We start from the raw sequence: 9,767 nt of genomic DNA, 5'->3' as shown, positions 1-9,767 counted from the left end.
ATTTTTTTTAATATCGCCCGTCTTTATCTCTATCTTCACCACGCGGGGTTGCGCCCTGCGCACCCGCCGCAATTAAAAGACGGGGGGGGGGCGCGGGCTTCCGCTCACCCCCCCACCGCCGCGTGCCTTTCGCCTCGCCGCGAAACATAATCGTGAAAACTGATGCACTCGACTTGTTTCATCACGCAGACCTCGCCGGCAAAGCGTTCCAGCGCGTTCCAGTAGGCGCCGTCATTCATCAGCGTGAAGTGGAAGCCGAGCTCAAGCGGAATGCGCTTGCCCTGGTATTGCGCATCGAAGGCGGCGCGGAACGCGTTATAGGTCCGGTCAGCGAACTCTTCTGCCATGCTCGGCCGCTCGAAGCCGCCGGAATGTCTGACATAGAGATTGTAATCCATGGCGATCACGCGCCTTGAGCTCGGCCCTTCCGGGATCTGCGGCAGCGAAAAGCGCGTGATGCCGTTGACGGTCGGCGGCTCGACCGGCCCACGCGAGACGCCGCTTGCGTCGAGCAGGAAACCGGCCGCGGGCAGCGCCTCGTAGAGCGCCTTGTTTGCCGACAAATAAGGCGCGCGGAACCCGACCACCGACTTGCGGGCGAAATCGCGCCAGCCCTTTGGTTCGGGTGCAATGCCGTTGATCGAATAGGCGTTCTCGAGAATATGCTTGAACGAGCCGAACTCGCCCAGCCAGTCGGCCTTGCTCCAGTCCTTGCCGTCGAAGTGCCCACAGCCGTGGCTGCCGATGTCGTGGCCTTCTGAGGCCGCAAGGTTGATCTGCTCGAGCCGGTCGGCGACTTCCTGCCTGGAGGCGGCAAAGCCGATATTCGATTTGCCTTCTGTTTTGCCGGGCGCGGTGTATTCCTTGCGTGTCTGCGGCGACAACAGGAACACGCAGGAGACGAAATAGGTGAAATGCGCGCCTGTGCGCCGGGCCAGCGCCCGGCTGCGCTGCCACTGCGAAATGTCGCGGGCGCTGTCGAATGAGATGATGACGATCTGCTTCGGTTTTGCCGGCGGCGCCGGCGGGTCGGCAAAAGCCGCGCCGGTAGCAAGCGCGGCAATCGAAAACGCAACAACGCGGGACAAACGGGGCAAAGGCATCTGACCGGATCAAGGAATGTAGAAGCGACGCCTACCGGTGAAATATGGCACGGGTAGGATCGACCTGTACGGCCGCCGTTGGCGGCGACTGCCTCGTGAATAGGCGATTTTCCTGCCGAACCCCTTCCATGCCGGCAAAATTTCGCTAAAACGCGGGCTCATCAACCGCCCCGCCCGGGGCAGGAAATGGTTTTGATCCATGTCGGACGACAGTTTTATCCGCGAAGTCAACGAAGAGATTCGTCGCGACCAGGCGCATGCGCTGTGGGACCGTTTCGGTCCCGCCTTGCTCGTGCTGGCCGTGCTGGTGGTGCTCGGCACTGCTGCTGTCGTCGGCTACCGCTATTGGGACGAAACTCGCGCCAACCGCTCGGGCGATGCTTTTTCGCAGGCGCTCAAGCTTGCTAATGACGGGAAGAACGACGAGGCGCTTGCCGCTCTGGAGGCGTTGGAGAAGGACGGCTACGGCGCCTATCCGCTGCTCGCCCGCATGCGCGCGGCAACCGTCAAGGCGGACAAGGGCGACGTCGACGCCGCCGTCAAGGATTTCGACGAGGTCGCCGCCGACACCAAGATCCCCTCTGGCATTCGCGACATGGCTCGTCTCAGGGCAGCGCTGCTTCTGGTCGACCACGGCTCTTTCGCCGATGTCTCCAGCCGCGTCGAGGCGCTCGCCGCCGACACCAACACGCTGCGCCATACGGCGCGCGAGGCGCTTGGCCTTGCCGCCTGGAAGGAAGGCAAGGCGGCGGATGCATTGAAGCTGTTCGACCAGATCGCCGCGGATGATGGCGCCCCGCGCAACACGCGCGAGCGGGCGACTTTGATGTCCGAGCTGATCCGCGGCTCGGGCGGCGTGTCGTGATAGTCCATGACCTTCAAAGTCGCCATCATCGGCCGGCCTAACGTCGGCAAATCGACCCTTTTCAATCGGCTGGTGGGAAGGAAGCTGGCGCTTGTCGATGATACGCCCGGCGTCACTCGCGATCGCCGCGTCCATGCCGCAAAGCTCTACGACCTGCATTTCGACGTCATCGACACCGCCGGCTTCGAGGATGCGGCTGCCTCGACGCTGCCCGGCCGCATGCGCGCCCAGACCGAGATCGCCATCCGCGAGGCCGACCTGATCTTTTTTACGATCGATGCCAAGTCCGGGCTGATGCCTGACGACAAGACGTTCGCCGAGATCGTGCGCAAGTCCGGCAAGCCGGTTGTCGTCGTTGCCAACAAGGCTGAGGCGCGCGGCGCCCAGGGCGGCATGCTGGAGGCCTGGGAGCTCGGCCTTGGCGAACCGATCCCGGTCTCGGCCGAACACGGCCAGGGGCTGCCCGATTTGCGCGACGCGGTGATCGCAGCACTTGGCGAGGCGCGCGCCTTCGGCGAGGACGAAGAGGCCGGCGAGGATGAGGTCGCCGCCAGCGAGGTGCTGATCGGCGAGGACATCACCGACCCGGACGCCGAGCCGAGCTATGACGACACCAAGCCGATGCGCATCGCCGTCGTCGGCCGCCCCAACGCCGGCAAGTCGACGCTGATCAACGCACTAATCGGCGAGGAGCGGCTGTTGACCGGCCCTGAGGCCGGCATCACTCGCGATTCCATCTCGGTCGACTGGGACTGGCATGGCCGCCGCTTAAAATTGTTCGACACCGCCGGCATGCGCCGCAAGGCCAGGATCCACGAAAAGCTCGAAGTGATGTCGGTGCAGGACGGCTTGCGCGCCATCCGCTTTGCCGAAATCGTCATCATCGTGCTCGACGCCACCATTCCCTTCGAGAAGCAGGATCTGCAGATCGCCGACCTGATCATCCGCGAGGGCCGTGCCCCGGTGATCGCCTTCAACAAATGGGACCTCGTCGATCATCCCCAGGAGTTGCTGGCCGAGCTGCGCGAAAAAACCGAGCGGCTGCTGCCGCAGGCGCGCGGCATGCAGGCGGTGCCGGTGTCGGCCGAGACCGGGCGTGGCCTCGACAAGCTGATGGATGCTGTCATCAGGACGCATCGAGTTTGGAACAGCCGTGTGTCGACCGGCAGGCTCAACCGCTGGCTGGAAGGCATCCTGGCGCATCATCCGCCGCCCGCTGTCGCCGGGCGTCGGCTGAAGATCAAATATGTCACGCAGGCCAAGACGCGGCCGCCGGGCTTCGTCGTCTCCTGCTCACGGCCGGATGCGATGCCGCAATCCTACGTCCGCTATCTCTCGAACAGCCTGCGCGAGGCTTTCGACATGCCCGGCGTGCCGATCCGCATCGCCTTGCGCACCTCGGACAATCCTTTCGCCGGCAAGGCAAAGAAGCGCCACTAGATCATCATTGGCGGAACCTTGCGAGACGTCGGCGGGACAGCGCCCCCCTCTGCCCTGCCGGGCATCTCCCCCACTTGGGGGGAGATTGGCCGTCCTCTCCGCTTTCGCCAATCTCCAACATTGAAAGAGGGGCGGGACGGCGAACCTGCCAATCTCCCCCCTCGTGGGGGAGATGTCCGGCAGGACAGAGGGGGGCGCGAAGGATCGCGGCGCTCGTTCTGCGTTTCTGGATTCTTCAACTGACGAAGCTACGAGGCTTGCGGTCATTTCGGCTCATCGGCCTTAAGCCACCTTCCTCAGACCATTCGCATCGCCGGTTCCGGGCAGCGCCGCCAGCGCTGCCTGCAGCAGGATGTCGCCAAGCCGCGCTGCCACTGGGTCGGGCTCGGCCTCCTTGCGATGCAGGAACAGCGCCATCTTGGGCAAGGCGGGCAGCCCGGCGATCTCCGGCGTCATCGCCCTGACGCTGGCCGGCAGGCCGATATCGGTGCGGATCGTCAGTCCGAGCCCGGCGGCGACGGCTGCCCAGATGCCGCCAAGGCTCGGGCTGGAGAAGGCCATCCGCCATGCCAGGCCGGCGCGGTCGAGCGTTTCGGTCGCCACGCTGCGCAGCAGGCACGGCGCTTCGAGCGCCACCAGCGGCAACGCCTCGCCATCGCGCAGGCTGGTCTCGATCTGTTTTGCCGGGCCGATCCAGCGCATCTGGACGTCGGCGACATGCCGGCTGTAGGGCAGCGTCGCGCCATTGTGCCAGGCAAGCGCGATATCGAGGCTGCCCGAAATGATCCGTTCGGCAAGCTCATGGCTGCGTGCGATTCTGGCCTCGATCTTGACCTTGGGATGGGCGCGGGCGAAGCGCCCGAGCACCTCCGGCAGCACCGCCTCGCCGAAATCCTCCTGTAGCCCAAGCCGCACCCAACCCTCCAGCTCGACATCGTGGATGGCGGAGGCGGCCTCGTCATTGAGCTCGATCAGCCGCCGCGCGTAGCCGAGCATGGTCTCGCCCGCGTCCGTCAGCGCCAGGCCACGCCCAGATTTGCGGAAGATCGGCGTCGCCGCCTGCTCCTCCAGCTTCTTCAATTGCGCACTGATTGCCGAGGTCGAGCGGCCGAGCCGGTCGGCGGCCTTGGCGAAGCTGCCCAGCTCCATGCCGGTAACGAAGCTGCGCAGGACGTCGAGATCGAATGTCACGCGTCGCATGCCAATAATCCTGATATTTGGGACATTGCGTCAAAAACTTCCTGATATTCAGTACGAAGCTATGGCGGTAGAGAGAGCGCGTCAAGACCGAATGCAGACGACCCATGCAGGAGTTGAACCATGTCCGCTGTCGCCACACGAGCAGAATGCAAACCGCTTCGCCCGGCCGCCGTTGCCGCCCCGTCAGAAGCGGCGGCACTTCGAGCCAATCATCGCTGGAAGGTGCTGGGCATCGGCGTCGCCGCCAATGCCTGCTTTTCCGCGACCTTCTCCGGCATTCCGGCGACGGCGGTGTTCCTGCGCTCGGGCTACCATCTCTCGAATGGCGAACTCGGCCTGGCGCTTGGCGTTCTCGGCCTGGGCGTGGCGCTGAGCGAATTGCCGTGGGGGCTGCTGACCGATCGCTGGGGCGACCGCCGCGTGCTGCTGACAGGGCTCGGCGCAACCGCGGTTTGGCTGCTTGTCATGGCCGCGCTGGTCGTGCCGTCACCGGCCCATATTCCCGGCATCGCGCTTCTCGCCGCTGCCCTGCTGGTCACCGGATTGCTCGGCGGCAGCGTCAACGGCTCCAGCGGCCGCGCCATCATGGCCTGGTTCGGCGAAGGCGAGCGCGGCTTTGCCATGAGCATCAGGCAGACGGCGGTGCCGCTTGGCGGCGGGCTTGGCGCGCTCGTGCTGCCGTCGCTCGCTTCAGCCCATGGCTTCACGGCAGTCTTCGGCCTTCTGGCGGCTGCATCCGCGGTCTCGACCTCGCTCGCCTGGCGCTGGCTGCATCAGCCGCCGGCGCATGACGATGCCAATTCGGGCAGCATGGCATTGTCGGCCGGCCCGGCGCCGCTGCGCAACCCGGCCGTCTGGCGCATCGCAACAGCCATCGGCCTGCTTTGCTTTCCGCAGGTGGCGGTGCTTACATTTGCTTCCGTGTTCCTGCATGATTTCGCCGGCATGGGAACAGCCGTGATCAGCGCCAGCCTGGCTGCCGTGCAGGTCGGCGCCATGGTCATGCGCGTCTGGAGCGGCCGCTACACCGACCGTCACGGCAACCGCCGGTCGTTCCTGCGTCTGTGCAGCCTGTTGAGCGTGGTCGCCTTCACCGTGCTTGCCGCGCTCGTCTTGTTGGCGGCCCAATTCTTGTCAGGCCAAGCGCCGATGCTGTCGCCGGCGATGGTCGCGATGCTGGTCGTGGCCGGCATCTGCGTCTCCTCCTGGCATGGCGTCGCCTACACCGAGCTTGCGACGCTGGCCGGCGCGAGCCAGGCCGGAACGGCGCTCGGCCTTGCCAACAGCCTGGTCTTCATTGCCTTCTTCCTGGTGCCGATCGCCATTCCCGGACTTCTCGTGCTCTGCTCGTGGGCAGGCGTCTGGCTGGGTGCGGCTATTTGCGCGCTGATCGCCTGGCCGATCTTTCTTCCGTCAAGCGATGGCCGCAAAAGCGCCTGACTTCGACACGAGATGGGAAAACAACGTTCTAAGCTGTTAACGCCCCATCAAGGTTAATGCATCATTGTAGCTCTCCAGTGGGGTCCGTTGCGTTTCTGGAGAGTTCCGTGCATCGACGTGTTTTGACGCGGCTTGTCGCCGCCGCCGGTGAGAAAAAGCGTTCCTTCCTGTCTCCCCTCGTTATTGGCCTTGGCATCTGGATCGGCTTTCCGACGGTCGCTGCCTATCAGGACATGACCAGCCTGGTCTCCGGCCTGGAGGCGCCGAGCGTCCGCTGGAACGCCTATGTCGAGAAATCCGTAGCCGGCTCCGTTCACGCCGCCGAAATGCCCTTCCTCGATTCCAGCAGCACCGGCTCGCTCTCCGGCTCCGGTGTCCAACTGCCCGGCATCGGCGCCGTTTCGTTTCGCGGCAAGGGCAGCATCGCCGGCACGACGCCGGACGAGAACCGCATCACGCGTGCCGACAAGAAGGGCCGCATCATCCAGGTCTCGCCCGTCTCGCCGCCGAAAAACTTCAATGCCGGCTCGATCTTCGAGCGCACCTCTTCGCTGCTCCGCCCAAGCATGGATAGCGGCCTGAGGATGGCTTTCGCCAAGCCCGAGATCAAAGGCAAGGAAATCCAGATCGCCGCCGCCTTCCACACGCGCATCGACAAGAAGCCGGATCCCGGCGTACCGGCGATGCTTGCCGCGCTGGTCAACAATGATCATCCTGACGTGCTGGCGACCGCCTACGCCTCGTCCGCTCCCGATTATGCACAGGCGTCGCCCTTCGAGGCCTTGCTGCAGGACGAGGACCCAAACGACGGTCGCTTCATTCCGCCGCTGAGCAAGGGCGACCATTCTTGGATGCAGACGCCGCTGCCGGCGAGCGTCTTTTCCAAGCCGGAGCAGGCATGTCTCGCCAAGGGCATCTATTTCGAAGCGCGCGGCGAAGCCGTGCGCGGCCAGGCCGCCGTTGCCCAGGTCATCCTCAACCGCGTCCGCAACCCGGCCTATCCGAACTCGATCTGCGGCGTCGTCTACCAGAACGACAACTGGTTCAACCGCTGCCAGTTTTCCTTCGCCTGCGACGGCAGGAAGAAGCGCATCGACAACCCCGCTGCCTACCAGACCGCACAGGATGTCGCCATGGCCGTCACAGCCGGCAAGATCTTCATTCCGGAAGTCGGCTCGTCGACCCATTATTATGCCAACTACGTCCATCCGGGCTGGGCGCGGACGATGCAGAAAATGACCAGGATCGGCCTGCACATCTTCTACCGCACCTATGGCGGCGGCTGGAGCTAAGTGCTCGGGCAGCCCTTGCATCTTTCGCGCGAGAGCGGCCGATCGAAGGCCCGTCGCCGTAGGGATTCGGGCGCAGCCCGCCAGCGACCGCGTCGGGCACGATGTCGCACCCAGGCAAGTAGCTGATTTATAACAAAAAAATACTTGAGCTTGAACGTCTGCCCGTGGCTTGACGGGCGCGGACCCTCTAACTATGTTGCCGGCGACTTTAAGAAGCGGACGGACGGTGACGGTCTGACCGGGCAGGGGGGTTGCGTGGCCGACAAGAATGGGCCAGACGGAACCGGAAAAAGCGGCCGCGGCAAGCAGCATGAAGCCGACATCCGCGACGAGGATCTTGAGCGCCGCCGGCGCGACCTTGAAGCATCGCTTGCGACAAGGCGGCCGGACCGGCTCGAGGGGAAAGACGACGCGAAAGCGGGCAGTGCGGCCGGGTACGGCCAGGCGCTCAAGCTGTCCAGCGAGTTCATCGCCGGGGTAGTGGTTGGTGCCGGCATCGGCTGGATCATCGACCGTCTGGCGGGGACAACGCCATGGGGTCTGATCGTTTTTTTGCTGCTGGGTTTTGGCGCCGGCGTGCTCAATGTCATGCGCTCAGCCGGGCTTATGGCAGAATTCGGACAAAGCGATAAACAGCGCGATCCGAAAGAATGAATTAACGCGCCACTCACCGGCGCAATGAACGGATAGTAGAGTCGCGTGCGACTTTGATGGGGATTTAAAGTGGCTGCTGACAAGGTCGATCCAATCCACCAGTTCCAGATCCATCCGCTTGTTCCGATTCACATCGGCGGCTATGACCTGTCCTTCACCAATTCGGCGCTGTTCATGGTCGCGACGGTGGCTGTCGCGGCGGCGTTTCTCTACCTCAGCACATCGAGCCGCAGCCTCATTCCCGGCCGCCTACAGTCAGTTTCCGAAATGGCATATGAATTCGTCGGCAACATGCTGCGCGATTCAGCCGGAACCCAAGGCATGAAGTTCTTCCCCTTGGTGTTTTCGCTGTTCATGTTCGTGCTCGTCGCCAATTTGCTCGGGCTTTTTCCTTATTTCTTCACCGTCACCAGCCACATCATCATCACCTTCGGCCTGGCTGCGCTGGTGATCGGAACCGTCATCGTCTACGGCTTCATGAAGCACGGCTTCGGCTTCCTGAAGCTGTTCGTACCGCAGGGCGTGCCTTTAGTGATGATGTTCCTCGTCGTACCGATCGAGATCATCTCGTTTCTGTCGCGACCAATCAGCCTTTCTGTCCGTTTGTTCGCGAACATGCTGGCTGGCCACATTACCCTCAAGGTCTTTTCCGGCTTCGTCGTTTCGCTGAGCGCGCTTGGCGCGGCTGGCGTGGCGGGTTCGATCCTGCCATTGGCTATGGCGGTAGCGCTGACGGCCTTGGAAGTTCTGGTGTCTTTCCTGCAAGCCTACGTCTTTGCGGTTCTGACCTGCATGTATCTCAACGACGCTTTGCATCCCAGTCACTAGGGAATTTCACCGGCGGATTTACCGTCATTACAAACTGCAACGACAATGGAACCACAAGGAGTTTAACATGGAAGTAAATGCAGCAGCTGCAATCGGCGCGGGGATCGCTTGCCTCGGCATGGGTGGCGCCGGCATCGGCCTCGGCAACATCTTCGGCAGCTATCTGGCGGGCGCGCTGCGCAATCCGTCGGCCGCCGATGGCCAGTTCGGCCGCCTGATCTTCGGCTTCGCCGTGACCGAAGCGCTGGGCATCTTCTCCCTTCTCATCGCCTTCCTGCTGGTGTTCAAGTAAGAGCACAGGTCGACAAAGAGGGGGGCCGCAAGGTGCGGCCTGATTGTATGGACAGGGGAATGCGATGTTCGTGACATCTGCCTTTGCGCAAGAGACTGCGCCCGCGGTGACGGAAGGCGACACGCATTCCGGCACCGGCGTGCCCGCCGAGGCGCACGGCACGTTTCCGCCATTCGATCCGGCGACGTTCCCGTCACAGCTGCTGTGGCTGGCAATCACCTTCGGGCTGTTTTATCTCTTCTTGAAACGGGTGGTGATGCCGCGCGTTGGCGGCATCATCGACGTGCGCAACGACCGCATTACCCAGGATCTCGACCATGCTGCCCGGCTGAAAAGCGAGGCCGATGCCGCCGTTGCCGCCTATGAGCAGGAATTGGCGGAAGCCAAGGGCAAGGCCAATGCGATCGGCCAGCAGGCCAACGATGCGGCCAAGGCGGAAGCCGAAGCTGCCCGCAAGACGATCGAGGCAGCGCTTGACCAGAAGCTTGGCGAGGCCGAGGCGCGCATATCGTCCATCAAGGCCAATGCCATGAAGGAAGTCGGCACGATCGCCGAGGACACCGCTTCGGCCATCGTCGAGGCGCTTGTCGGCGGCAAGGCCAGCAAGGCCGAAATCGCGGCCGCGGTCAAATCCGTGGCCGGGTGAGGAGCGC

The 9,767-nt window shown here is 63.6% G+C and carries 10 protein-coding genes; 8 read left to right on the top strand and 2 right to left on the bottom strand.

The features are described from left to right. Positions 1–104: 104 nt before the first annotated feature. The gene (locus NKJ73_RS24915) at positions 105–1,097 is read right to left on the bottom strand and encodes a polysaccharide deacetylase family protein (RefSeq protein ID WP_352571431.1); all 993 of its coding nucleotides are present in this window, start codon (positions 1,095–1,097) and stop codon (positions 105–107) included. A gap of 205 nt (positions 1,098–1,302) precedes the next feature. Between NKJ73_RS24915 and NKJ73_RS24910 the strand changes: the two genes are divergently transcribed. Both NKJ73_RS24910 and der read left to right on the top strand, forming a co-directional pair. Continuing rightward, complete coding sequence (locus NKJ73_RS24910) at positions 1,303–1,968, top strand: tetratricopeptide repeat protein (protein WP_352571426.1); 666 nt, start codon at positions 1,303–1,305, stop codon at positions 1,966–1,968. Positions 1,969–1,974: 6 nt separating this feature from the next. Next, the gene (gene der, locus NKJ73_RS24905; RefSeq protein WP_023674064.1) at positions 1,975–3,408 is read left to right on the top strand and encodes a ribosome biogenesis GTPase Der; all 1,434 of its coding nucleotides are present in this window, start codon (positions 1,975–1,977) and stop codon (positions 3,406–3,408) included. A gap of 282 nt (positions 3,409–3,690) precedes the next feature. Here the strand turns inward: der and NKJ73_RS24900 are convergent, their stop codons facing one another. After that, entirely contained in the window at positions 3,691–4,608 is a 918-nt protein-coding gene (locus tag NKJ73_RS24900) for a LysR substrate-binding domain-containing protein (RefSeq protein WP_352571425.1), read from the bottom strand. A 120-nt stretch (positions 4,609–4,728) separates the two neighbouring features. Here NKJ73_RS24900 and NKJ73_RS24895 point away from each other — a divergent pair, with 120 nt between their 5' ends. The 6 genes from NKJ73_RS24895 (at position 4,729) to NKJ73_RS24870 (ending at position 9,760) form a co-directional block, all read left to right on the top strand. Further along, the gene (locus NKJ73_RS24895; protein WP_352571424.1) at positions 4,729–6,048 is read left to right on the top strand and encodes an MFS transporter; all 1,320 of its coding nucleotides are present in this window, start codon (positions 4,729–4,731) and stop codon (positions 6,046–6,048) included. 107 nt (positions 6,049–6,155) lie between these two features. Next, positions 6,156–7,340 carry a cell wall hydrolase gene (locus NKJ73_RS24890; RefSeq protein WP_352571423.1) on the top strand — a complete coding sequence of 395 codons (1,185 nt, stop codon included), beginning with the start codon at positions 6,156–6,158 and terminating at the stop codon, positions 7,338–7,340. Positions 7,341–7,595: 255 nt separating this feature from the next. After that, positions 7,596–7,994 carry an AtpZ/AtpI family protein gene (locus NKJ73_RS24885; RefSeq protein ID WP_352571422.1) on the top strand — a complete coding sequence of 133 codons (399 nt, stop codon included), beginning with the start codon at positions 7,596–7,598 and terminating at the stop codon, positions 7,992–7,994. 69 nt (positions 7,995–8,063) lie between these two features. Beyond that, entirely contained in the window at positions 8,064–8,822 is a 759-nt protein-coding gene (locus tag NKJ73_RS24880) for a F0F1 ATP synthase subunit A (protein WP_352571421.1), read from the top strand. Between the two features lie 67 nt (positions 8,823–8,889). Then, positions 8,890–9,114, top strand: coding sequence for a F0F1 ATP synthase subunit C (locus tag NKJ73_RS24875; protein WP_320232093.1), 225 nt, complete (start codon positions 8,890–8,892; stop codon positions 9,112–9,114). A 64-nt stretch (positions 9,115–9,178) separates the two neighbouring features. Further along, a complete protein-coding gene (locus tag NKJ73_RS24870) occupies positions 9,179–9,760 on the top strand; it encodes a F0F1 ATP synthase subunit B (protein ID WP_352571420.1) in 582 nt (193 codons plus the stop codon). The last annotated feature ends 7 nt before the right edge of the window (positions 9,761–9,767 follow it).

Source organism: Mesorhizobium sp. M0074 (assembly GCF_040322975.1).
GTDB lineage: Bacteria > Pseudomonadota > Alphaproteobacteria > Rhizobiales > Rhizobiaceae > Mesorhizobium.
This window is presented reverse-complemented; position numbering and strand designations above follow the sequence as displayed.

Coding starts and splice junctions, on each gene's coding strand:
- NKJ73_RS24910 (WP_352571426.1), top strand. CDS start 1,303: ATGTCGGACGACAGTTTTATCCGCGAAGTCAACGAAGAGATTCGTCGC.
- der (WP_023674064.1), top strand. CDS start 1,975: ATGACCTTCAAAGTCGCCATCATCGGCCGGCCTAACGTCGGCAAATCG.
- NKJ73_RS24900 (WP_352571425.1), bottom strand. CDS start 4,608: ATGCGACGCGTGACATTCGATCTCGACGTCCTGCGCAGCTTCGTTACC.
- NKJ73_RS24895 (WP_352571424.1), top strand. CDS start 4,729: ATGTCCGCTGTCGCCACACGAGCAGAATGCAAACCGCTTCGCCCGGCC.
- NKJ73_RS24875 (WP_320232093.1), top strand. CDS start 8,890: ATGGAAGTAAATGCAGCAGCTGCAATCGGCGCGGGGATCGCTTGCCTC.
- NKJ73_RS24870 (WP_352571420.1), top strand. CDS start 9,179: ATGTTCGTGACATCTGCCTTTGCGCAAGAGACTGCGCCCGCGGTGACG.